Origin of the sequence: Akkermansia muciniphila ATCC BAA-835 (assembly GCF_000020225.1) — a bacterium.
In the GTDB taxonomy this organism is placed as follows: Bacteria; Verrucomicrobiota; Verrucomicrobiia; order Verrucomicrobiales; family Akkermansiaceae; genus Akkermansia; species Akkermansia muciniphila.
In genome coordinates this window covers 2,036,521-2,060,542 of sequence record NC_010655.1, presented here as the reverse complement: position 1 = coordinate 2,060,542, position 24,022 = coordinate 2,036,521, and the positions used below count along the sequence as shown (strand labels likewise).

Sequence of the window (24,022 nt, the reverse complement as noted above, 5' to 3'; positions counted from 1 at the left end):
ATCATGTTGGACAATCTCACTCTCGCAGACCTGCAAATCATCTGGTTCATCCTCGTCGGCGTGCTTTTCTCCGGATACGCCATCCTGGACGGCTTTGACCTGGGCACCGGAGCTCTTCAGCTTTTCATCAAGGGCGATGAAAACAGAAGACTCACACTAAATGCCGTGGGCCCTGTATGGGACGGAAACGAAGTCTGGCTCATCACAGGCGGAGGAGCCCTCTTCGCTGCCTTTCCGTACGTATACGCCTCCGTCTTCTCCGGGTTTTACCTGGCCTTCATGCTCCTGCTGCTCACCCTTATCTTCCGTGCCGTGTCCATTGAATTCAGAAGCAAACAGCCCATGAAATGGTGGCGCAGGGGATGGGACACCACTTTCTCCATCAGCAGCCTTCTGGCAGCTCTGCTCATCGGCGTAGCCATGGGGAACGTCACCAAAGGCATTCCTCTGGACGACCATGGCAACTTCACCGGAACATTTCTCAGCCTGCTGAATCCTTATTCCATTCTTCTGGGACTGACGACGGTCGCCCTGTTCTCCATGCACGGGGGAATCTACCTGCTGATGAAAACCCAGGGAAGCCTGCAGGAACAAATCAGAAAACTGCTCAGACCCTGCGTCATCATCTTCACTGTCCTGATCATCCTGCACGGGGCGGCCACCCTGCTGTACGTGCCGCACGTAGCGGCCGCCCTGGAACGCTCCCCCTGGATTTACGGAATCGCTGCCCTGGCAGTCATTTCCATCGCGTCCATCTGGATATTCATCCACAGGAACCGTCCGGGCTGGGCCTTTGTCGCCTCCTGCTCCACCATGGGCTGCATGATGGCTCTCTTCGGGACAGCGATGTTCCCCAACCTGCTCTACTCCATGCCCAATCCGGAACATTCCCTGACGCTCGCCAACGGCTCATCCACCCGGGAAAGCCTGGTCGTGATGACATACATAGCCATTCTGGGCGTGCCGCTCGTCCTGGCTTATTCCGCTGCCATTTACTGGGTCTTCCGCGGAAAAGTCCAGCTCAACGAACACAGTTACTGATGCCCTGCGGGCAAAAATAGCGATCAGCGAACCGAAAACGCCCTGTACCATCCGCCCTGCCGCATGAATGCCTCCATCTTCTCCAAACTCCCGCCGGAGGAAATTACGGCGCTCCATCAATCATGGAAAAACGATCCCCTGTCCGTGGACCCTCTCTGGGCCGCCTGGTTCGACGGCTACGAACTGGGGAGCGGTGGAGCCCCCCGGGAAAAAGAAAATGCGGGGAACGCCGCGGACACATCCCCCTACACCGTTCCTCCGGAAAGCGCGGAACGCCGCGGGCGCGTCAACCAGCTCATCCGGGCCTACCGGGTCATGGGACACCAATGCGCCCGCTTTAACCCGCTGGCTCCTCCGGACCAGACCGGTTGCCCCGTCAATCCGGAAGATATGGGATTCCGAGAGGAGGATATGGACCAGCCCGTCAACATCGGCACCTTCATGGACGGAGGAACGTTCACGCTCCGTGAAATCATCACTAGGCTGCAAAAAATCTATTGTGGAGCCATCGGATTTGAATACCACCACATAGACAATCTTAAAATCCGCTCCTGGATTGAAGAAAAAATCCAGCTCCGGGCAAACGGCGTGGATTATGGCCCGGAAGTCCGGAGAGAAGCCTTGTTCCATCTCTGCAAGGCGGAACTGTTTGAGGAATTCCTGGGCAAGCGCTTCATGGGGGAAAAACGCTTTTCCCTGGAAGGAGGGGAAGGAGCCATCGTCCTGCTGGACGCCATGATCAAGCGCTGCCCCGCCGCCGGAGTCTCTCACATTGAAATGGGCATGGCCCACCGCGGAAGGCTGAATGTGCTCGCCAATATTCTCCACAAACCGCTGAAAACCATCTTCCGCGAATTCACGCCGGACTACCTGCCGGAATCCCCCATCGGCAGGAGCGACGTCAAATACCACCTCGGTTACGCCGCCACACGTCATGTGGACGGTAAAGAACTCCATATCCGCCTTTCCTCCAATCCCAGCCATCTGGAAGCCGTGTATCCTGTGGTGGAAGGCAGGGCCAGGGCCATGCAGCACAACCTGCAAGACGCGGAACGCAAGCGTGTGCTGCCGCTCGTCCTGCACGGGGACGCCGCTTTCTCAGGACAGGGCATCGTGGCGGAAGTACTCAATCTCTCCCTGCTGAAAGGTTACCGCACGGGCGGCACCGTGCACCTCGTCATCAACAACCAGATCGGCTTCACCACCAGCCCGGACGAAGCCCGCTCCTCCCGCTACGCCACGGACGTGGCGCAGATGCTCCAATCCCCCATCCTGCACATCAACGGAGAAAGCCCGGAAGACCTGGTGTGGGCGGCGGACTTCGCGCTCCAGTTCCGCCAGGAATTCGGAAGGGACATCATTCTGGACATGTACTGTTACCGCCGTCTGGGCCACAATGAAACGGACCAGGCCGCCTTCACCGCGCCCATGCAGACCAAGCGGATTGAGGCGCGCCCCACCGCTGCCGCCCTGTATGGGACGGCGCTCAGAAAGAGAGGGGAATTGACGGAACAACAGGAGCGGGACATTCGGAATGACCTTTGGGAAGGTATGGAACAGGCCTACCTGCAAATGAAGGAAAACCCCGCGGACTACATCCTGCCCGCCACCGCGCAGGATGCGGATGAAACGCCCCTCCCGCGCACCAGCACGCGGACGGGAATCAGTCCGGAACTGTTCCAGCGCGTCGGAAGTATCCTTACGGAACTTCCGGACAGCTTCACGCCCCACCCCACGCTGGAAAAACGCTTCCTGGCCCGCCGCCGGGAAGCCTTCCGGGAAGGCGGCCTGCTGGACTGGGCCATGGCGGAATCCCTGGCATGGGGCAGCCTGCTCACGGAAAACCACACCGTGCGCCTGTCCGGACAGGACTGCCAGCGCGGCACCTTCTCCCAGCGGCACGCCGTCCTGCACGACTTCAATGACGGCTCCCTGTACACTCCCCTGGAAAAACTGAACCACGGCACCACCGCATTCCGCATTTACAACTCATCCCTGTCGGAAGCCTCCGTATTGGGCTTTGAATACGGCTACGCGCTGGAAAGTCCGGACGCGCTGGTCATGTGGGAGGCCCAATTCGGGGACTTTTCCAACGGGGCCCAGGTCATCGTGGACCAATTCATTGCTGCCGCAGAAGCCAAATGGAACCAGAAGAACCGCATGGTACTTCTGCTACCCCACGGTTATGAAGGAGCAGGCTCGGAACACTCCAGCGCCCGCATGGAACGCTACCTACAGCTTTGTGCGGATGACAACATGCAGGTCATCAATCCCACCACTCCGGCCCAGTATTTCCACGCCCTGCGCCGCCAGGTGCACCGGAACGTGCACAAACCCCTGATTATTTTCACGCCCAAAAGCCTGCTCTCCCGTCCGGAGGCCGTCTCCCCGCACCGGGAATTCCTGGCCTCCACCCGTTTCCGCGAAGTGCTGCCGGATCCGGATACTCCCGCGCCGGACCAGGTCACGCGCGCCGTCTTCTGCACCGGGAAAATCTATTATGACCTGGCTGCCTACCGCAGGGAACGGAATATTTCAGACACGGTAATCATCCGTCTGGAACAAATCTATCCTCTGGCGCAGGAACAGCTTACCTATCTGCTGGCGCCCTACCAAAAAGTGCGCGACTTCGTCTGGTGCCAGGAAGAACCCTCCAATATGGGGGCCTGGGGCCACCTGCGGAACAGGCTGGGACGCCTCTTCGCCACTTCCTTCCGCTATGCGGGCCGCCCCTCCATGGCCTGCCCTGCGGAGGGGGCCAAAGCGCTGCACGCCGCCGCACAAAAAAGACTCATCGCCGCTGCCTTCGGGCCGCGGGCCCAATCCTGAACCCATTTTACTCCCATGAGCGACATCCTGACTCCCAACTTTGGAGAATCCATCACCTCCGCCACCGTAGCCGCGTGGCACAAGAATGCCGGCGACCCGGTAGCCAAAGGCGACACTCTGGTGACGCTGGAAACGGACAAGGTTTCCACGGATTTGGAGGCGGATGAAAGCGGCGTGCTGGAAATCCTCGTCCCGGAAGGGGCGGAAGCCCCCATCGGCGCGGTTTTAGGCCGCATTTCCCCCCTTGACGGAAGTTCCGCCGCACCGCCCTCCGTACCACTGGAAACGCGGGAGAAACCCGCTTCCGGTCCCTCCTCACCTGTGACTGGCGCCCCGGAACAAAAGCCGGAAAAGAAAACATCCTCACCGGATCAGACAACCTCCGGAAAAAATGGGAAAACAGTAAAGGAGGCTTCTCCGCGCTTCATCAGAAAACCCATGAGCCCGTTGCGCCGTACCATCGCGGCACGGTTGGTAGAGGCCCAGCACCAGGCGGCCATCCTGACTACCTTCAACGAATGCGACATGTCCTCCGTGATGGAACTCCGCAAACAATTCAATGCAGCGTACCGGGAACGGTACGGAACCAAACTCGGTTTCATGAGCTTCTTTATCAAGGCCGTAGTCAAAGCATTGCAGGAAGTGCCCCAGGTCAACGCCAGAATAGACGGTACGGACATCGTGGAAAACCTGTACTATGACATCTCCATAGCCATCGGCACAGATAAGGGTCTCGTCGTCCCCGTGCTGCGGGACTGCGACCGGAAAACGCTTCCGGAGCTGGAACTGGAACTCGCTTCCCTGACGGAAAAAGCACGCAGGGGAAACCTGTCCATGCAGAATCTGCAAGGCGGCTGCTTCACCATCTCCAACGGCGGAACATATGGGTCGCTTCTTTCCACGCCCATCCTGAACCCGCCCCAGAGCGGCATTCTGGGCATGCATGCCATCCAGGAACGCCCCGTGGTCCGGGACGGCCAAATCACCGCCCGGCCCATGATGTACCTGGCCCTTTCCTACGACCACCGCCTGGTGGACGGCAAGCAGGCCGTGCAATTCCTCATTACCGTAAAAAATGCCGTGGAAAACCCGGTGTTCGAGCTGTGAGGAACCGTGGGAAAAAGACTAAAGAAGAAAGACTGAATGCCTTTCCCGCTTTGGAGTATTTTCCCGGAAATCAGTCCTTTCGGCGCGTTGCCCCGGAAAAACAGTAGCGAATCAAACTTCCGCTCCCAAGCGTCCGTCTTCGGGCCAAACCATGGAATTTTTTGCCCTTTTACCGTTTTCCCTAATGGCAGAGCTACATGGGACAATAATTTGATCCGCGCTTTGCGGGCTTTACGCCCGCATTCCGTCCAACCGGATAAATCCGGTTTCCCGGTCTTTGTGAAAAAACTTCCGTGAAATGGCCAACTATTTTTTAGCGAGCCCATAGGCACTTTATCACCTCTCAAAGGCAGGCCCCTCCGGAATCACCCCCCTTCATTCCATGGAACGGGAAAACCATTCCTGGCCATAAGCATGGATATGACTCTCCAAATCAGGATTAGTAATTTTGTTACGAATAATCAAGTCCACTTCCACAGGCAGGTTCAACTCTGTGAGACGCGCTTGGAGAGTCAAAAGGACGGACAAATCCAGCTCCTCGCCCTCCAGGGCAAGATCGATATCGGACGCAGGCTTCCACGTGCCTAGGGCGCGGGAACCGAATAAAACGGCTTTCCTAATCTGCGGAGTCTGTGAAAGAATTTCCCGGATGCCTGAGCGCACCTTGGCCGTCAGGCCATCGTTCAGTCCTCTTTCTCCGCCATCATGTTCAGATTTTCCACACATTGGGCCAGCATGGGAAAGAATTTTCCCTTAATCAGGGAAACCGCCTCTTCCGCGATGGAATCATCATAAGTATGTACAAACAAATTGCGGCTTTCCAGCGCCTGGAGCCAACAATCAATATGACCTATCAAATCTGCGCCAAACGCCTGCCTGATGGCTTCGCGGGGGCTGTTAACGCTGTAGCCGTCATAGACCAGCTTATCTTTCAACGTTTTCCAGCACAGCTCAAACGTAAATTCATAAGTCTGCACCAGTCCGGCCATTTCCAGTTCATTGTATTCCGGCAACGTGCAAGCATGGCGCAACCGGGAAAAAGCCTTATTCAGGTTTTGAAGCCTTTGTTTCCAGCGCAGGTTATCGTTCATCTTTTTTAATGGAGAAAAAGAGCCCCGTTGCGGGGCTCTTCCCGTGAAAACCGTTACATGTGAATGGCAATCCCCTCGGAAGCCAGCATGGATTCATGAATGGCCTCAGACAGCGTGGGATGGGCGAAAATGGTGGCGTGGATATCTTCATCCGTCAGTTCCGCCTGAATGCCGATGCCCAGCGCGGCAATCAGTTCCGTGGCTTCCGGCCCCACGATATGGGCACCCAGCAATTCTCCGTTTTTGGCGCCGTACAGGGTTTTCACGAAGCCGTCCGGCTCTCCGGCGGCTACAGCCTTGCCAATGGCCTGGAAGGGGAATTTCCCCACCTTGTATTCCACGCCCGCTTCCTTGAGGGCGCGTTCCGTTTTACCTACGGAAGCCACCTGAGGGTAGCAGTACGTGCAGCTCGGGAAGAAGCCGACCTGCCGGGGCTGGTAGTCCGGATTAAACATGCCCTCCACAGCCTGGACAGCTTCAAAAGAAGCCGTATGCGCCAGCAGCACGCCGCCGATCACGTCGCCTGCCGCATAAACGCCGGGAATGGAAGTCGCATAGCGGTCATTCACCTTGATGAATCCCTTTTCCGTCAATTCCAGGCCGGGAGCGGCGGGAACGACCGGCTTCACGCCGATGGCCACCAGGCAGACGTCCGCCGTGATTTCCTCTTCCTGTCCCCTGCTGTTTTTCACGTTGGCCCTGACCTGTCCGTCACAGGTTTCCGTGACGGATTCCACGGAAGCTCCCGTCATCACCTTGATGCCCTGCTTCTTGAATGCCCGTTCCAGCGTCATGCAGGAGTCGTCGTCTTCATTGGGAAGCATCCGGGGAAGCGCTTCAATAAGCGTCACCCTGGTGCCGAATGAATTGTAAATGTAGGCAAATTCCGTGCCGATAGCTCCGGAACCGATGATGATCATGCTTTCAGGCCGCTTTTCCAGCACCATGGCTTCCCTGGAGCCGATGACAGTAGTGCCGTTCAGGGGAAGGCTGGGCACCGTGCGGGTGACGCAGCCGGTACAGATCAGGATATTCTTTCCCTCCAGAACATTCACCGTTCCGTCGGCGGCCTTTACTTCCACCCTGCCGGGGGAAATGATGGAGGCTTCCCCCGTAACGGAATCCACCTTGTTTTTCTTGAAGAGGAACCCCACGCCGCCTGCCAGGCGGTCGCTGACCTTGCGGGAACGGCCGATCACTTCACTCCAATCCACGCTGACGCCCTCCACCATCATGCCGAATTCCCTGGCGCGGTCCGTCACGATCCGGTAGGCCTCCGCATTTTTCAGAAGCGCCTTGGTGGGGATGCATCCCCAGTTCAGACAGGTGCCCCCCACCCGGTCGCGTTCCACGCACACCACGGATTTCCCCAGCTGGGCGGCGCGGATGGCGCCCACATAGCCGGCAGGGCCTCCACCAATGACGATAAGATCATATTGCATGAAATTACTATAAAGGCATCCCCCCTTGCGGGTAAAGAAGGAATATGAGCATGCGCCGGTTCGGGAGGCCGACAGATAGCAGAGGTAAGGACCCAGAGATTAAAGCATGTGTTGAGAACCTGCCTTTATTCGCTCATCCTCAATACTCAATCACTATTCTTCACCCACTTTACCAGATCCCGCATTTCCGCGGCGGTATCCGCATACAGGCCGTCCGTGTAAATTCCATGATCATACAAAATTCTCCCTTCCACCATGGTGAACACGCAATCCTTGCCGGAAGAGGCATAAACGGCATGGGACGTTTCGTTGAAAATCGGGCACAGGTTCGGTTCATCCAGGTTCAGGGCGATCATATCCGCGGGAGCCCCCGGAACCAGTGTTCCCAGCCCCGGCGTCCGGAAAATGCGGGCGCCCTCCTCCGTCGCCATCTTCAACGCCTGCATGGCGGGGACCGCGGTAGCGTCCCCGCTGTACCCCTTGGCAAGAATAGCGGCCAGCTTCATTGTTTCAAACATGTCCAGACTGTTGTTGCTGCACGCTCCGTCCGTTCCCAGAGAGACGGGAACGCCGGCCCGCACCATATCCCGCACGCGGGCGAAGCCGGATGCCAGTTTCAGGTTGCTGACCGGGTTATGGACAACCGCCGCTCCGGAAGCGGCCACCAGTTCCAGTTCCTCATCCGTCACGTCCACCATATGGGCCAGCACGGAGCGTTCATTCAGCAGCCCCATATCACGGGCATAGCCTACGGGACGCCTGCCCCCGTGCAGGGAACGGCACTGCTCCACTTCCCCGGCGGATTCGGACAAATGGATATGCAGCATCAGGTCCAGTTCCTCCGCCAGCTTCATGGAACGCCGGAGCACTTCGTCACTGGTGGTGTACACGCTGTGCGGCATCAGGGCCACCTGTACCCTGCCGCGGCCGGAAAAGCGCTCCGCCTGCTCCCGGTACAGGGCTTCCGCACCGTCCCACCCGCCGTACGCCGGAGAGGGAAAGGCAAAAACAACCTCTCCGCCCACACAGCGCATTCCCATGCGTTCCGCCTCCTGGAGAACGTTGGCTTCCAACAGGTAGGAATCTACAAATGCCGTGGTGCCCGTCCGCATCATTTCATACATGCCCAGCCGGGCCCCCAGGGAGACGATTTTATCCGTCAGCCGGGCTTCCACTGGGAAAATATGTCCGGTCAGCCATTCCATCAGCGGCAAGTCATCCGCAAAACCGCGCAAAAAGGTCATGGGGACATGCGTATGGGCATTAATAAGCCCCGGCATCAGCAGCACATTCCCCAAATTCCTGCGGACGGCGGGCCTCCACCTGGCCTCCAGTTCTGCGGCGCTTCCCGTTTCCAGAATTTTCCCGTCCCGGACGGCGACGGCCGCATCCCCGGGAGCAACGGACTGTTCCGCTCCGCCCAGCATGCGGGAAGCGGTCACCAGCAAATCACACGCTTGTTGTTCCATGGCGCAGAATGTACCCCAGCGGGAGGGTTCTGGCAACTTCATCTCCTCGGCTCGGGGATTTCGCATCCATTTGACATTTCATGTTTGACTTCAAAAGAGAAAACTGCCAAGAATGGACTACAGTTAAATTTACCATTTATCCCCATATGAACAAGACTATACTGTTAGGTTTGGCCCTTGCGGCCTCCGTGTCTTCCGCCAGCGCCTATCATGCCGACAAGTACGACGGCCAGTTCGGCATGTCCCTGGAAGGGGCTTACGGAATCGCCACCAAAGATGCCATGCCCAACGTGGCCGGCGGCAATCTGAGCATTTTCAACTATATTGAAACCGGCAGCATTGTTCATCAGATTTCCCTGAACAGCGGCATCCTGGCCGGTTCCCACCATCCCAGCGTGCAGGACCTGGGCATCAGCGGGCCTTATACCGCCAGCCTCCGTTCCACCTATATTCCGATGATGGCCGGTTACACGCTGAACCTTCCCATCGGCGACTACACCATGTTCTATCTGGGCGGTAAAGTCGGCGCCACTTACGGCGACGTGAAGACCACCATTCATGGCCTGGAAGACGGCAGCCGTTCCCGCACCATTTCCTCAACCAAGTTTTCCTGGGCGGCCCAGGCCGGTTTCAAGTTCAGCATCTCCAACAGCGCGGACTTCCTGATCGGCTACGAATACTACCAGATTCAGGGTTATAATGATCCCGGCTACCACACCATCAAGCTGGGCTTTTCCTGGAACTTCTAACAACCGGCTATCAGGTTTTTACTGCCTTCCGGCGGCTCCGTTATACTGCGGAGCCGCCTTTTTTTGCGCATGGAATACCGGCCCGCACAACAGCAGAAAACAAGGAAAACGAAAAGTTGATACGTATCTTTAAACCGGCACTACTCTTGTCCGGGAAAAGCGGGGGTACTGTTTTCTTCCGGAATATCCGGACGCAATAAGGCCGCCCCCTCATCCGAGAGGGAGCGGCCCTGGAAAAGCTCAACAATTCAGAGGATCTTACTTGGCAGGCTTGAACGGCTTGGGAGACGCATAGACTTCATAGTCCTTGATGCGGCCGTTTTCCCGGTCCTGGCGCGGCAGGTAGCGGAATCCTGAAAGTTTCTGCACCTTGCCCAGATCCAGCACGATCATGTGCGGATGCCTGGGGTTGTCCCCCTGCCACTTGGTATGCCAGTAGGTGGTGGGCTGGTTGTCCATCACCAGTCCCGCCTGGGCGGCTTCTCCCGTCGTTTCATGGGAATCCGCATAAACCACGGACCACTGTTCGCGGGGGAGCAGATTGCCGGAGGCATCCAGGAAGTTCAGCTCCGCAATGGCGGCATGGGGGCCGTTGTCATGAGCGTTTTTACTGACAATAGCTATGTAACGGGCCTGGACAGGAGCGCGGAATTTGATTTCCTGCTGGTCCGCCCCCTTGGCGAAGGAACCCTTGTGCACCAGCTGGCCGGCAGCGGGGGCCACAGGTTTGCCCACGCGGAAGACATCCGCCATGGCGGGGTCCCTGTTGACTTCATAAATGGCTTCCTTCACACCCTTCACCGTGCCGGAACCTCCGTCCACGTCCAGCACCACGATTTCATTTTTCCCGGGCTTCAGGTATTCTCCGGGGCAATAAAGAGCCTGCTGGGAGCCGATAAACCAGAAGCGGCCCAGATTGCGTCCATTCACCCACACGACGCCTTTCTTCCAGCCGTCCCGCATATCCAAGTAGGTATCCTTGGGATTGGAAACGTTGAAATACCCGCGGTGGAACACGGGCTGGTCGCCCGCCGGCTTCTTGCCGGAGAAGGGAATAAGCTCCACCCCCTTGCACGGGAAGTTGTAGATAAGGAAGTTTTCCAGCTTTTTGCCGTCCAGCGTAATGGGGCCCCGGATGCCCTTGCGCTCGCCCTGTATCTGGCCGCCGAAGTTGATGCGGCCCATGTTTTCCACAAAAATGTCCACCGTGTGAAGTCCGGAGGGAATGACAATGTCACAGGAATCCTGCTTGTAACGGCGGTCCGCCGCCCCCTGCCTCTTGCCGTCCACGTAAACGATGGCGCGGTCCTGCATGTTGTTCATCTTCAGCTCTCCTTTCACCGGGCCGTTCACCTTTGTCCGGTACAGGATGAAGCCCAGGCTTTGCCCCAAGGCTTCCATGTGGACGGGCTCCTTGCGGATGACGGGCTGCGGCAGGCGGGAGAACATGCCGGCTGTTTCCGTAAACGTGATGGGAGGCAGCTCCATCATTTCCGGCTGGGCGGGAGGTTCGGGAAGCTTGTACGTATCACCGTAATAATCCTGAATAGTCTGGCGGAAGGTGCGGTAGCGGTCCGTCAGGGTTCCGTTTTCGGAAATGGGGGCGCCGTAGTCGTAATTGGTTACATCCGGCGTGTAGGCGCCTTCCCAGTTCGCCCCGTTCATGAAGCCGAAGGAGGTCCCCCCATGCGCCATGAATAGGTTGGGGGAAACGTTATTTTCCAGCATCCACTTCAGGTCTCGGTTGAAACCTTCCGTACTGCCGCCATTCTTGGGCTTGCCCCAGTGGTCAAACCAGCCCACCCAGAATTCGCCGTTGATGCGGGGCGTTTTGCCCTTGTGCTTCTCCAGATTCGCAAAAGCGCCCTTGGCTCCGCCGCCGAAATTCATGGCGGGAACAACGCCCGGAAGCGTGCCGTTCTTGATCATCCAGTCGTTCGGGCCGTCCGACGTGAAGGGAACAACTCCCGGAAGTTCTTTCCGGATAACGTCCAGATGCTTTTTCACGTAATCCTTGTCAGAACCATAGGAGCCGTATTCATTTTCCACCTGGGCCATGATGATGGGGCCTCCCTTGGTAATCTGCAGAGGTTCCAGCATGGAACAGACTTTTTTAAGATAAGCCATGGCCGGTTCCAGGAAGCGGGGATCCTGGGAACGGACTTTCAAATCTTCATCCTTCAGCAGCCAGCCGGGAAATCCGCCGAATTCCCATTCCGCGCACACATAGGGCCCGGGACGCACAATGACCCACAGGCCGGCCTTCTGCGCCTCCTTGATGAATTCCACAAAATCCAGATTGCCGGAAAAGTCCCATTTGCCGGGTTCCGGTTCATGCACGTTCCAGAACAGATAAGTGCAGACGGTATTCATGCCCATGGCCTTTATGCGCTGGAACCTGTCCTTCCAGTGCTGGCGCGGCACGCGAGGATAATGCATTTCCCCGGAAATGATTTTGACGGGCTTTCCGTCCATCAAAAAATTTTCCTGATTAGTAGAGAAGACATGCCTGGCTCCGTCATTGGATTCCGGCAAAGGCATGGGAGCAGCCGCACAAAGATGCCCTGCCAGAAGCAGAACGGAGAAAAAGGATAATTTCATGATTATGGAATTAATAATTAATTACGGTAAATGAGAGGGAGATTATGATGAAAAACCACCTCCTTTCAATTTAAAAAGGAGACGGTGACCCGGTTTTATTACGGAGCGGCACCATCCTGTCTTTCAAGATATATTATTTGATGCTTTTCCTCAAACGGTACGCCCCGGCTCCGAGCCTCCAGCGTCTCCTTCTTCATTTCTTCATCCACCCAGTACAGATGCGACTCCAGCGGATTGTAAATTCTGGGGGAACAGAACCGGGTGGGAGATTCCGGCCAGCGTATCCAGCGCCAGCAGGCGATATGCGTGTAGGGTTCCCTCCAGCCGGGAATCCAGACGCAAAGTTCATGAAGACGCTGCTGGGCACGGTGAAGGGCCAGTTTCAGGGAACCGGTATCCGGGGCATTGCGTTCCGCATCCAGGGCGGCATCCAGTCCAGCGTCCGACACGGCCATAATATTATTCGTATTGCCTACGGGATTTCCGCGGGCATCATACGCCAGTTCGGAAGAGAATGTTTCATACAGCCGGGGGAACGGCGTCTGCAGCGGCCACGCCCATAGAGCCGCCTGATACCGTTTTTCAAAAACCTTACGGGAACAGACACTGTAGGTAAGGGAATCCAGACGCAGGTCCACCCCGCACTTCAGGGCCTCCTGCCGGAGGATGGAACAGACGTTGGTCATCAGGGTGGATGAATCCGCAAACGTCAGTTCCACCACCAGCCGCTCTCCCCGTTCATTTTTCAGCACTCCGTCAGTCCCCATTTCCCGGTAGCCGGCGCGGGCAAAATATTCCATGGCTTTTTTCTTGCTGTATTCCGGAGCTTTCAACGGAAGAGTCAGGTCTCCGTACCCCTCCATGTAGGAACCGAGCCTTCTCATATTCCCGCGGAACAAAGTATCAATCACCAGGCCCATGTTCACGGAATGCGCCAGACCGCGGCGGATATCCGGATTTTTCAACAACTTGTCCGAGCAATTCAGATACAGTCCGTACGGGGGACAGGCGTAATTGGCTTCCAGGCTGTATTTATCTATATAGCCCCGGTGCACTTCCGGCAGCTCCAGCCCGGTTTCCCACACCTCCGGCTTGCGAACGTTCATGATGTCCAGTTCCCCGCGGCGGAACATTTCAACCGCCTTGTTTTCCATGTTCACAAACACATGTTCCACCTGGTCCGCATTGCAGGAATGGCGGTAATACTTCCTCTCCTTCGCCCACCAATTTTTCACGCGGGCCAGGGTAATGCTTTCTCCTATCCGGATTTTAGAGGGAACAACCATGTAGCCACCCGTATTTGGAGGGACTTTCCACTGGTAGCGTTCCAGAAACAGAGCGTTGAAATCATGGTAAAAACCGGGATGGGCCGGATGAAAATCCGCACAGGCCATGTAAGGCAGCAGCGGCCCGCGGGACGGCAGCGTAAGGGCAATGACGGAATCCCCGTATACCGTAATCTGATCATACATGGAACGGAACAGGGTAGTCCAGAACGGATCCCGGGCAAAACCGGACGTACGGAGGCAAATGTTCAGCAGAAAATCCTGCGCTTTCACGATGCGTCCGTCCGAATAGGCCGCTTCCGGATCCAGATGATAAAAAACGGTTTTTCCGTCTGCGGACAAAGCCCAGCGGTCCGCCAGGCCCGGAATGGGACGGAAGGTTTCCGGATGAAGCCCCACGAGGGGAAGCCACACGTTGTCAATGGCGGAATAATTGAAAAAATTTTCACTTCCCGGCCCGAAAGCACGCAAAGTTCCGGGAAACGGAGTATTGATCCACAGCCGGACTTTTCCACCCTTGACGGCGCGCGGATCACCCACATCCGGCTCTTCCATTCCGGTTTGCCATTCCAATCCGTCCGGAACGTCTTCCAAAGGAAGAAGGCGGATATGGTCTTTCAATAACAGCCTTTTCCTGATGCGTTCCACGGAACGAGCCTGTTCCGCCAAACGCCGGCCGTCCCCTTCCCCGCGGGAAACGACCAGAAGTTTTTCCTTCCTCTCCCCTTCAGCCAATTCACGGCGCAGTTCCCGTTCCACGGCCCTGTTCCAGCGTTCCACAAAACCGTCAAATACGGCAGGCATCCCCCTGCCGTCCATCCGTCCGGAAAATTCATGCCAAACATTCTTCTCACGCTGGGAAAAGTAAAAGACACCTCCCAGAAAGACGGAAAGGGCCAATGCCCCCAGTATGGATATCCAGCGCAACACAACTCAGATGGCCGCCACATGTTAACCGATTCCGGAAACAACGGAAAACAGAAAACCCATCTTCCGCGCGGAACCGTTCACTTCGCCTGAAACAGTCCGCAAGGCGGAAGATGGGGGAGCAATCAACAATTAATATTGAAAGGAACTTAGAATTCGACCGTCACACCGCCGAAGATTCCGAATCCACGGGCTTCACGCGGACCGAAGTTATAATCATTCGTCATGATGAACTTCTGGTCAAACAGGTTTTCCAGACGCACATGGAGGGACACATTGTCCGTTGCCTGGTAACGGGCAAACAGGCGCGCCGTAAAGAAATTATCCAGACGGGCATAGTTGTAGTCCGTGCGTCCCATGGCGGCCGTTACGCCGAAGCCAACCGTAAGCTTTTCAACCGGGGAGGTATAAACCTCTGCGTTGACGGTGTGGCGGGCGGTATTGGCCATCTGAATGGTCTCGTATTTGCCGATGGAATCGCGCTTGGGCATCGTGAAGGTGTAATTGGCATAATAGCCGCTGTTCCACGCGTCCTTGAACTGACCCTTGAACGCCACTTCCACACCGTAGGAAGTGCAGTGGGAATAATTGGCGTAAGTGGTATAGGAGTTCGGCCAGGTACCTACGCTCTTGGTGCCGATTTCATCGTTAATGCGGGTCCAGAAGCCCGTCACGGAAGCATAATGGCCGTCCGCCAGGCGCTGTTCCACACCCAGGTCGCCGCCCAGGGACTTGGACACATCCAGATCAGGGTTGCCTACATAACCGTAATTGGCCGCATACTGCTCAAACCAGGTGGGCGCGCGGAAACCGGACCCTACGGAACCGAAAATACGGGTGGGGGAATCCTTGCCCGTCACTTTCCAGGAATTGGAATAACGCCACGTAAAATGATTGTTCCAGACGGAATCATGTTCCAGGCGCAGGGCCACGCTGGCGTCAAAGCTGTCCGTGGGTGACCACATTTGCTCTGCAAAGAAGGCAAGCGTGCTCTGCCATTCATCCTTGGCAACGTAATTGTTTTCGCTCATGTAGTCGGAACGGTCCCAGGCCATGCCGGCGATGGTTTTCCATTCCTTGTTCCACGTCAGGGCATTGCGCCACTCCGCCTGGAAGCGGCGGTTGCGCATCACGTTGGGCTGGAAGTCAAATCCGGGAGTATGGCAGGAATAGTCCATGTTGTAATGCCCCACCATGAAGCTGGTGGACCACAGCTTGGAAATTTCCGCATCCACACGTCCTGTCACCAAGTTGCTGCGGTTCTTGTCTTCCGTATTGTACAGATGGGGCTCCGGAACGGAAGGCCACTGGTTATAATCCACATACGGCGTGGGATATTCAAAGTAGGAATCCAGGCGGCGATAGGTAAAGCTCACCTTCACCTTGTCATTGATGTCATAGCCCAGGCGCACGGCTTCCTGCCACTGGCGGAAATCGTTCATGCCTGTCCTGTTGTCATAAATGGCCGGATAGATTGACGGATCGTTTTCCGTAGTTTCAAACCCAACGCCTACAAAATAGGAAAGCTTCTTGATCTTGCCGGAGGAAGTGACATAGCTGTTGAAAGAGCCGAAGGAACCGGCCTCCGCAAAAATCCTGGTTACGGGATCGCCTTCCCCCTCCGGAGTATCCATCGCGACAACGCCTCCAATGGCGCCGGAACCGAAAACGGCGCCCTGCGCTCCTTTCACCACTTCCACATTGCCCACCGTAAAGAGATTGGTGATGCCCAGCAGCTTGTTGCCGGACATGTTGGCATCACTGATGCGCATGCCGTCAACCATGGTCAGGGTGTAGGTATCCTTGTTCATCCCGCGGATGACGGTGTTGCTCACGGAACCGCGCTGCCAGGTGCCGCCTCCGTCCAGCGTGAAAACGCCGGGCGTCTGGGAAAGGGCTCCCGTCAGGGTTTCAATGCCCGCCTTCTGGAATTCTTCCGGATTGATGATGGAAACGGACACTCCAGACCGGTTGTACGGCACGCCCACAAAGTGGGACGCCATAGTCAGTTCCGGCATAACCTGCATGGTTTCCGTCCTGACGGAGGGCTTGGAGTCTTCCTTTTTAGCGGACTCGGCAAGAGAGGACTGGCCTGCGAATGCGGCAAGGCCAACAGCAATTGCGCCCATTTGAAGGGCTTTCTTCGTATAAAGCATGGTTGTAGTGCCTTACGTTCGGTAACTCGCCGAACAGTTGGACAACCTCACAGGCTGGTTTTCTGGCTTGCGAGGCAGGCTCGCTTACAGTGGCGGTACCGCTCCGGACTCACACCGGTATTCCCCATTTATTTCCTGCCCGGCTACGGGCGTCCCTGAGGTCTGTAACCCTTCCCATAAGGGTTCATGGGACGGATGAAATACCAAAGAGACCGGTATGACAAGACAAAAAAATTTTTCTTTGAACATCCAGATGAATTGCAGCCGTTTTCCCTTTTCAGCGTATTGCTCTCCATCCCTCTTTTCCTCACAGGGCTTTCCATTTTTGTCTTGTCACTCCCGGCGCATACAGGACATGATGCGCTCATGACGCTCCTTGTTCCCACGTTCCCGCAACAGGGAAGATTTCCCGTCTCCGGCGAAGCTTCCGGCTACGTGGAATTCCGAACTTGCAAGGCGCTTCCTTTCTTTCTCCGGCGCGGGCAGCCCTTCGGTACGCCGGTTCCAATTACTGTGGCATGAACGTTTTTTCACATGGCGGAGATTTAAAATCCCTGGCGGAGGATGCCTGCCGCCCGGAACGGGATATTTTGGACTTCAGCGTCAACCTGAGGCCGGAAGGTATGCCGGAGTTCATCGTTTCAGCATTGTGGAAGGCCATGGAAAACGCAGTACCCTACCCTTCTCCGGATGCGGCGGATCTGCGGGAACTGGCGGCGGTTCATTACGGGCTTCCTTCCGGCTGCTTCGTATTTGGAAACGGGGCCAATGAACTCATCCACGCTCTTCCGCGCGCATTAAACCTTAAACAGGCCGTCATTCCGGAACCCGCTTTTTCCGAATACAGGCTGGCCTGCCTGCGCCACGGCACGGATATTCTTTCCATCCGGACGGAGGAACGGAATTCCTTCCTCCCGTCTCTTTGCCGTCTGGAGGAACAGGCCGCAGACGGAAGCGCTGTTTTTCTGGCAAATCCCAGCAATCCGTCCGGCGGCCTGCTGGACGCAGCGGCCCTGCACAGGGTTGTCCAGAGCCGCCCCGAAGTCCTCTGGATCATTGACGAATCTTTCATGGATTACGCACAAGGAGCGGAATCGCTGCTCCATGAAGCAGCCCTCCTTCCCAACCTGGTGGTTCTGCGCTCCCTGACCAAATTTTACGGCATGGCCGGCGTCCGGTGCGGTTTTTCCATCTGTGCCGCTCCGCTCGCGGAGCGGCTGCGGCGATCCCTGCCCGCCTGGAACGTGAATGCCTTTGCGACGGCAGCGGTGAAGGCCGTGCTGGCACAACCCTCCTCCTGGGCAGACAGGGAACGCGCCCGGAACCGGGAACGCCGGGACGACCTGTTCCGCAGGCTCTCCTCCCTGCCGGGCGCCGCCGTACTCCCGTCCGAGGCCAACTTCCTGCTCTTCCGCCTGGCGGGGGCGCCTCATGGCCTGGCAGCCCGGCTCCTGAAAAAATACGGCATCGCACTGCGCGACTGTTCCAATTATCCGGGTCTGGAAACGGGCTGCTGGTTGCGCTCCGGCGTCCGCACGCCGGAGGAACACGCCCTGCTGGCGGAAGCTCTGCGCGCCGAACTGGCGGGAAACGGCCCCTCCATTATCCGTAAGGCTCCCAAACCGGCCCTGATGATTCAGGGCACCTGCTCCGATGCAGGAAAAAGCGTTCTCACGGCAGCCCTGTGCCGCATTTTCCTTCAGGACGGCTATCACGTGGCACCGTTCAAGGCGCAGAACATGGCTCTCAACTCCGGCGTAACTGCGCTGGGAGAGGAAATGGGCCGCGCCCAGCTGGTGCAGGCCCAGGCCTGCCGCATTGATCCGGATGCCAGAATGAACCCCATTCTTCTCAAGCCCCATTCCAATACCGGCTCCCAGGTGATCGTGATGGGGCGCCCCGTAGGCCGCATGGACGCGCGGGAATACTTCACGGCTAAAAGGCGCTTCTGGCCGGACGTATGCAAAGCATACGATTCCCTGGCGGACGAATATGAACTCCTCTGCCTGGAAGGGGCCGGAAGCCCCGGAGAAATCAATCTGAAATCAGCAGACGTGGTCAACATGAACATGGCCCGCTACGCGCGTGCCAGAGTCCTGCTCGCCGGGGACATTGACCGTGGCGGAGTGTACGCCTCCTTTCTGGGAACGTGGATGACATTCGCCCCGTGGGAAAAAGAACTGCTGGCGGGGTTCGTGGTCAACAAATTTCGAGGAGATCCGGATCTGCTGGCCCCGGCGCACAGCTACATGCGGAATCGTACGGGCAAGCCTGTGCTGGGCGTCATCCCGATGATGCGGGACATCAACATTCCGGAAGAAGACCGCGCCACGCTGCCCCCTGGCCACGGGGAGCACGGGAAACATGCGGATTGCCTGGATGTGGCCGTAGTCATGCCCGCCCACGTCTCCAACTTCACGGACTTCGCCCCTCTGGCGGCGGAGCCGGACGTCCGGCTCCGCCAGGTGCGGACACGGGAGGAATGGGGAAATCCGGACCTGGTCATTCTGCCCGGCACTAAAAGCGTGGCTGCGGACCTGGCTTCTCTCCGTTCCGCCGGGCTGGAAGAACCCATCCGCCGTCATGCCGAAAAGGGAAAGTGGCTTCTGGGCGTCTGCGGAGGGCTGCAAATGCTGGGGACGGACATTCTGGACCCGCTGCACATGGAATCCCCGGAGGAGCGCACGCCAGGACTGGGGCTGCTGGAACTTTCCACCACCTTCTCTTCAGCCAAAACCCTGATCAACGTGCGCCGGGCAAGCACGCCGCTGCCTGTTCCCGCCGCAGGTTATGAAATCCACCATGGCGTCACCAGCCATCAAGAATCCAGCCCCCCCGTCATGTTCCGGGAAGACGGCTCCCCCTGCGGCTACGGCAAAGGCCGTATCTGGGCCACGTATCTGCACGGCATGCTGGACGGAGACCAATTCCGCCGCGCATTCATCAACATGGTCAGGAAAGATTCAGGGCTGAAAGCCAACCCAGCCCTGCACACCGCCTATGACCTGGACGGAGCGCTGGACCGCCTGGCGGACGTGGTCCGGAAACATCTGGACCTGAAAACCATTTACCGAGCTCTCCAACTAAAACGCTGACCCATGTTCCCGTGCCCGTTCATCCTGCCTGCGGCCTTCCTGCTGGATATTCTGGCGGGAGAACCGCCCAACAGGTTTCATCCCGTCTGTCTGATCGGCCGGTGCGCGCTCCGCATGGAAACACTGGCGAGGCAAAGGTGGGGAGGAACTTTTCATGCGGGAATGGCGGCCGCGCTGGCAACCTGCATTGCCGCATGGTTCGGCTGCGCGGCGCTCTTCCTTCCCTTTTCCCTGTTACCCTCCCCCTGGGCACCCTGGATTCCGTCCGTTCTGGTCATTTACATCTGCATGGCCCCGCGCAGCCTGGCCGAGCATGCCCGGAAGGTGGAAAACGCCCTGCGCAGCGGGAACGCCGGAGAGGCCCGGCACTCCGTCTCCATGATCGTGGGACGGGATACGGAACGGATGGACGTCTACGGCATCGCCAGAGCGGCCATTGAAAGCGTGGCGGAGAACTTGACGGATGGCGTTTTTTCCACCCTGTTCTGGGCCTCAGCAGGCTGCCTGGCAGGAGGTGCCTCCGGGGCGGCTTCCGCCGCGCTGGCGCATCGTGTTTTCAACATCCTGGATGCCATGTGGGGGAAAAAAAATGACCGGTACAGACACTTCGGCACCTTTGCCGCACGCACGGATGACGCGCTCAACTTCATCCCCGCACGCCTTATTTTACCGTGTATTTCCTTTTCCGCCCTGATGGTGGAAGGAACCTCCGCCCGGAGGGCGCTCACCATGGGATGGGCCTTCCGGAACGCCCACGCCAGCCCCAATTCCGCATGGAGCGAAGCGGCCTTCGCTGGAGCGCTGGGCCTCCGTCTCGGGGGCCCGGTCTCTTACAAGGGAATTCCTGCAAACTACCCCTGGATAGGAACAGGGCGAACCAAAGCCTCCGCCAGCGACCTGGCCCTGGCCATTCGGCTCATGTGGACGACTGCCGCCACGGGTACGCTGGCGTTCACTCTCCTTCTTCTCTTCACCCCCCACTTCTGGACATCATGAACAAACTGCATATCCCCCCGTTGGACGAACAGGCCGCAAAAGCGGCCCTGGAACATCAGAAAATTCTGGCCAAGCCTCCCCTTGCCCTGGGAAAACTGGAACCCGTGGCCATCCGTATTGCCGGCATGACCGGCAATCCCGCGCCGCGCCTGAAGGACAAAGCCATAGTCCTGTTCGCCGCGGACCACCACATCGCCGACCACGGCCTCAGCCTGACATCCACGGACGTTACCTACATCCAGACCCGCAACTTCCTTCAGGGCGGAGGCACGATCAACGCCTTTACACGCAACGCGGGAGCACGCCTTTCCGTAGTGGACGTAGGCGTCAATTACGACTTCGGCGACCTGCCGGGGCTGGTCAAAAGAAAAGTCATGCACGGCGCCAACGACTTCAGCAGGGGGCCGGCCATGACGCGGGAACAGGCCCTGAAATGCCTGCAAGTGGGCATTGACATGGCCCGTGAAGAAAAAAACAAAGGGCTGGACATTGTGGCCGCCGGAGAAATGGGCATTGGCAACACCACCCCCTCTTCCGCCATCGTCGCCGTGCTCACGGGCACCCCTGTGGAAACCGTGACGGGACGCGGTTCCGGCGTCAGAGGAGAAGTCATCCGCAAAAAAATAAAACTCATCGAACAGGGAATCGCCCTGAACAAGCCAGACCCTTCCGATGCCATTGACGTGCTGGCGAAGGTGGGAGGACCGGAAATAGGAGCCATGGCCGGACTGATGCTGGGGGCGGCCTCCCTGCGCGTTCCCATCGTCATTGACGGCTTCATTGCCGGGGCGGCCGCGGCCATCGCCCAGGGCATTCGCCCGGAAGCGGCGCAATACTTCATCGGCTCCCACAACTCCGCGGAACCGGGGCATAAGCTCATTATGGACCACATCGGCGTCACCATGTACATGGACCTGGGCCTCTGCCTGGGGGAAGGCACGGGAGCGGCCCTGTTCTTTCCCCTGCTGGACGCCGCCACGCGCGTACTTTCTGAAATGAAAACCCTGCCGGAACTGGACATCACCGTTCCGCGCTGACCCTTTCTTCCCTGTATCCATGGCTGTCATCACCACCATCCGCTCCGCCTTCGGCTTCCTGACCCGGCTGCCCGTAGGGCCGTGGCCGCTGCAAAATGACCTGAACGGAATTTCCGCCTGGCTACCGCTGGTTGGCCTGGTAGTGGGGGGGCTTGCGGGCGGCCTGACCTGGACGACAACCCTGCTCTTCCCCCCCCTGGTCTGCGGCGTTATCGGCTGTGCCTGCTGGGTAGCCGTCACGGGCGGCCTGCACCTGGACGGAGTAGCGGACTGCGGAGACGGGCTTCCCATTGAAGTATCCCGGGAACGCAGGCTGGAAATCATGAAAGACTCCCGCCTGGGGACCTTCGGCGGCACGGCCCTGTTTTTCAACCTGGCGTTCAAGGGAGCCGCCCTGGCGACTCTGGCGGCCCACGGCTCCTGGGAACTTCTGCTCACGGCGTGCGCTCTGGCAGGATTGCTTGCCCGCAGCCAGATATTCATCGCCATGCGCTTTCCGGGCGCACGGCATGGAGGCATGGGGGAAGCGTTCAAGCAGGGAACGCGCCCCGGGCACGCCCTGGCTGCCGCAGCCGTCACCCTGGCTGCCTGCGCTCTGGCAGGATGGAACGGGCTGTACGCCCTGCTCTCCGCCCTGGCCGGCTCCATGGGCCTGCTTCTATACGCGCGCCGCCGCCTGGGCGGCGTTACCGGGGATGTATTCGGCTGTACCGTGGAATGTACGGAATGGCTTGTCCTGCTCACCTTCTGCACTTTATGAAAACTCCACACAAATGCCGCGTTCCAGGCCTCAACATCGGATGCACCTCCTTCATCATCCCGGACTACTACGTGCCCGCCATCAGGGAATGCGTCCATTACGCGGATGATGTCGCTCTGCTCCTGCTGGAAGCCGGAGAATGCGGAAAGGAACTCATTACCCCTGCGGAAATACGGGAACTGGCCGGAATCGCTGCAGATGCCGGGGTTACCTGGAACGTCCACCTGCCTACGGACGGCAGCTTCGCCACGGAAGAATCAAGCCGCCGTTATACGGAAAACATCATTCGCGCCATTGACCTGACACGGGAACTGGAGCCCCACACCTGGGTCATGCATGTGGTCACGGACCATATCCCCGGTCCTGATATGCGCCCCCATCTTACGGAACGCGAAACGGAACGAATCCTCCGGAGTCTGGAACAAATCACGCCCCACCTCCCCGCACCGGAATGCCTGGCCCTGGAAAATTTGGAACGCCATCCGACCGACTATCTGGATAAACTGGTAGCCGCTACACCCCATTCACGTTGCTTTGACATAGGCCATGTCTGGAAAGAAGGCCTGCGGCCGGAAAAACTTCTGCCGCTCTGGCTGCCGGACATACGCATGTGCCACCTGCACGGGCTGGAAAAACGGGACCACAAATCCCTGCACCACATGCCTGCCGCTACGCTGGACGCCATTCTGCACCCCATGTGGGACCTTCATTTCTCCCCCCTTATTACGCTGGAAGTCTTCAGCCTGGATGACTTCCTGAACTCCCACCAGGCCATGCTGGAATCCCATGAACGCTACATCACCAAACACTGACGCCAATACCGCACGCATGACGCTCGTCCTGGGCGGCATCAGAAGCGGCAAAAGCCAATACGCTGAACAAATAGCCGCCGGATTCGGGAAAAAAATCCTGTACGTCGCCACGGCGGAAGTCTGGCCCGGAGCCGGCTCCATGGAATACCGCGTGCGCAAGCACCAGGAACGCCGTCCTAAAAGCTGGCTCACGCTGGAATGTCCCCGTCATGTAGCTTCTGCCGTCGGGGAATCCGGCTTGCTGGACCAGGTGGACGGCGTCATTCTGGAATGCGTCACCCTGCTCTCCTCCAATACCCTGTACGCCCAGAAGGACCCCACGGACTACGAGCCGTTCCAGGAAGCGCTGATTGAGGAAATAGAAGCTTTGAAAAAGCTCATCCGCCAATCCCCTGTGCCATGGGTGCTTGTTTCTTCTGAAACCGGCATGGGCATCAGCCAGTCAGATGCGGAAACGCGCCACTACTGCGACGGGCTGGGCATTGCCAACCAACTCCTTGCCAAAAGCGCGGATGAAGTCTACTTCATGGTGGCGGGACTACCCCTGACCGTGAAAAAAGGCTGAAACGCCAACCATGAATTTTCATCGGCTTGCGCACATGAAACACAAAGAAACATGCCGGA

The 24,022-nt window shown here is 57.9% G+C and carries 17 protein-coding genes and 1 riboswitch; of the genes, 10 read left to right on the top strand and 7 right to left on the bottom strand.

Annotated features, from left to right (window positions below; translation table 11 throughout):
• Window positions 1-3: 3 nt before the first annotated feature.
• The 3 genes from cydB (at window position 4) to sucB (ending at window position 4,977) form a co-directional block, all read left to right on the top strand.
• On the top strand, window positions 4-1,041 hold the full coding sequence (gene cydB / locus AMUC_RS09045; RefSeq protein WP_012420727.1) for a cytochrome d ubiquinol oxidase subunit II: 1,038 nt from the start codon (window positions 4-6) through the stop codon (window positions 1,039-1,041).
• A gap of 63 nt (window positions 1,042-1,104) precedes the next feature.
• Window positions 1,105-3,870 (top strand): 2-oxoglutarate dehydrogenase E1 component, encoded by a 2,766-nt coding sequence (locus AMUC_RS09040; RefSeq protein ID WP_012420726.1) that lies wholly within the window; start codon window positions 1,105-1,107, stop codon window positions 3,868-3,870.
• 15 nt (window positions 3,871-3,885) lie between these two features.
• The gene (gene sucB / locus AMUC_RS09035; RefSeq protein WP_012420725.1) at window positions 3,886-4,977 is read left to right on the top strand and encodes a dihydrolipoyllysine-residue succinyltransferase; all 1,092 of its coding nucleotides are present in this window, start codon (window positions 3,886-3,888) and stop codon (window positions 4,975-4,977) included.
• 375 nt (window positions 4,978-5,352) lie between these two features.
• On the opposite strand, the gene AMUC_RS09030 is transcribed toward sucB, so the two are convergent.
• The 4 genes from AMUC_RS09030 to AMUC_RS09015 form a co-directional block, all read right to left on the bottom strand.
• Entirely contained in the window at window positions 5,353-5,703 is a 351-nt protein-coding gene (locus tag AMUC_RS09030) for a nucleotidyltransferase family protein (RefSeq protein WP_042448236.1), read from the bottom strand.
• Window positions 5,661-6,068 carry a nucleotidyltransferase substrate binding protein gene (locus AMUC_RS09025; RefSeq protein ID WP_012420723.1) on the bottom strand — a complete coding sequence of 136 codons (408 nt, stop codon included), beginning with the start codon at window positions 6,066-6,068 and terminating at the stop codon, window positions 5,661-5,663. Before AMUC_RS09025 ends, AMUC_RS09030 begins: the two co-directional genes overlap by 43 nt.
• A gap of 53 nt (window positions 6,069-6,121) precedes the next feature.
• Window positions 6,122-7,510, bottom strand: coding sequence for a dihydrolipoyl dehydrogenase (lpdA, locus tag AMUC_RS09020; protein WP_012420722.1), 1,389 nt, complete (start codon window positions 7,508-7,510; stop codon window positions 6,122-6,124).
• A 146-nt stretch (window positions 7,511-7,656) separates the two neighbouring features.
• Window positions 7,657-9,021, bottom strand: a complete 1,365-nt coding sequence (locus AMUC_RS09015; protein ID WP_157738275.1) for an amidohydrolase family protein — start codon at window positions 9,019-9,021, stop codon at window positions 7,657-7,659.
• A 104-nt stretch (window positions 9,022-9,125) separates the two neighbouring features.
• Here AMUC_RS09015 and AMUC_RS09010 point away from each other — a divergent pair, with 104 nt between their 5' ends.
• Window positions 9,126-9,728 carry a porin family protein gene (locus AMUC_RS09010; RefSeq protein ID WP_157738274.1) on the top strand — a complete coding sequence of 201 codons (603 nt, stop codon included), beginning with the start codon at window positions 9,126-9,128 and terminating at the stop codon, window positions 9,726-9,728.
• 258 nt (window positions 9,729-9,986) lie between these two features.
• On the opposite strand, the gene AMUC_RS09005 is transcribed toward AMUC_RS09010, so the two are convergent.
• The 3 genes from AMUC_RS09005 to AMUC_RS08995 form a co-directional block, all read right to left on the bottom strand.
• On the bottom strand, window positions 9,987-12,329 hold the full coding sequence (locus AMUC_RS09005) for a beta-galactosidase (protein ID WP_012420719.1): 2,343 nt from the start codon (window positions 12,327-12,329) through the stop codon (window positions 9,987-9,989).
• A 98-nt stretch (window positions 12,330-12,427) separates the two neighbouring features.
• A complete protein-coding gene (locus AMUC_RS09000) occupies window positions 12,428-14,545 on the bottom strand; it encodes an extracellular solute-binding protein (RefSeq protein WP_094137883.1) in 2,118 nt (705 codons plus the stop codon).
• A gap of 146 nt (window positions 14,546-14,691) precedes the next feature.
• Window positions 14,692-16,671, bottom strand: a complete 1,980-nt coding sequence (locus AMUC_RS08995; RefSeq protein ID WP_167525146.1) for a TonB-dependent receptor plug domain-containing protein — start codon at window positions 16,669-16,671, stop codon at window positions 14,692-14,694.
• Window positions 16,672-16,733: 62 nt separating this feature from the next.
• Window positions 16,734-16,870: riboswitch (cobalamin riboswitch) on the bottom strand.
• Between the two features lie 346 nt (window positions 16,871-17,216).
• Here AMUC_RS08995 and AMUC_RS08985 point away from each other — a divergent pair.
• The 6 genes from AMUC_RS08985 to AMUC_RS08960 are packed head-to-tail and all read left to right on the top strand — an operon-like array spanning window position 17,217 to window position 23,963.
• On the top strand, window positions 17,217-19,793 hold the full coding sequence (locus AMUC_RS08985) for a cobyric acid synthase (RefSeq protein WP_012420716.1): 2,577 nt from the start codon (window positions 17,217-17,219) through the stop codon (window positions 19,791-19,793).
• Between the two features lie 3 nt (window positions 19,794-19,796).
• Window positions 19,797-20,789: an adenosylcobinamide-phosphate synthase CbiB gene (gene cbiB, locus AMUC_RS08980; protein WP_012420715.1), complete on the top strand. Its 993-nt coding sequence runs from the start codon at window positions 19,797-19,799 to the stop codon at window positions 20,787-20,789.
• Window positions 20,786-21,826 carry a nicotinate-nucleotide--dimethylbenzimidazole phosphoribosyltransferase gene (cobT, locus tag AMUC_RS08975; protein WP_012420714.1) on the top strand — a complete coding sequence of 347 codons (1,041 nt, stop codon included), beginning with the start codon at window positions 20,786-20,788 and terminating at the stop codon, window positions 21,824-21,826. Before cbiB ends, cobT begins: the two co-directional genes overlap by 4 nt.
• Window positions 21,827-21,845: 19 nt before the next feature.
• Window positions 21,846-22,586 (top strand): adenosylcobinamide-GDP ribazoletransferase, encoded by a 741-nt coding sequence (cobS, locus tag AMUC_RS08970; RefSeq protein WP_012420713.1) that lies wholly within the window; start codon window positions 21,846-21,848, stop codon window positions 22,584-22,586.
• Window positions 22,583-23,398 carry a cobamide remodeling phosphodiesterase CbiR gene (cbiR, locus tag AMUC_RS08965; RefSeq protein ID WP_012420712.1) on the top strand — a complete coding sequence of 272 codons (816 nt, stop codon included), beginning with the start codon at window positions 22,583-22,585 and terminating at the stop codon, window positions 23,396-23,398. Before cobS ends, cbiR begins: the two co-directional genes overlap by 4 nt.
• Window positions 23,373-23,963, top strand: a complete 591-nt coding sequence (locus AMUC_RS08960) for a bifunctional adenosylcobinamide kinase/adenosylcobinamide-phosphate guanylyltransferase (RefSeq protein ID WP_042448227.1) — start codon at window positions 23,373-23,375, stop codon at window positions 23,961-23,963. Before cbiR ends, AMUC_RS08960 begins: the two co-directional genes overlap by 26 nt.
• The last annotated feature ends 59 nt before the right edge of the window (window positions 23,964-24,022 follow it).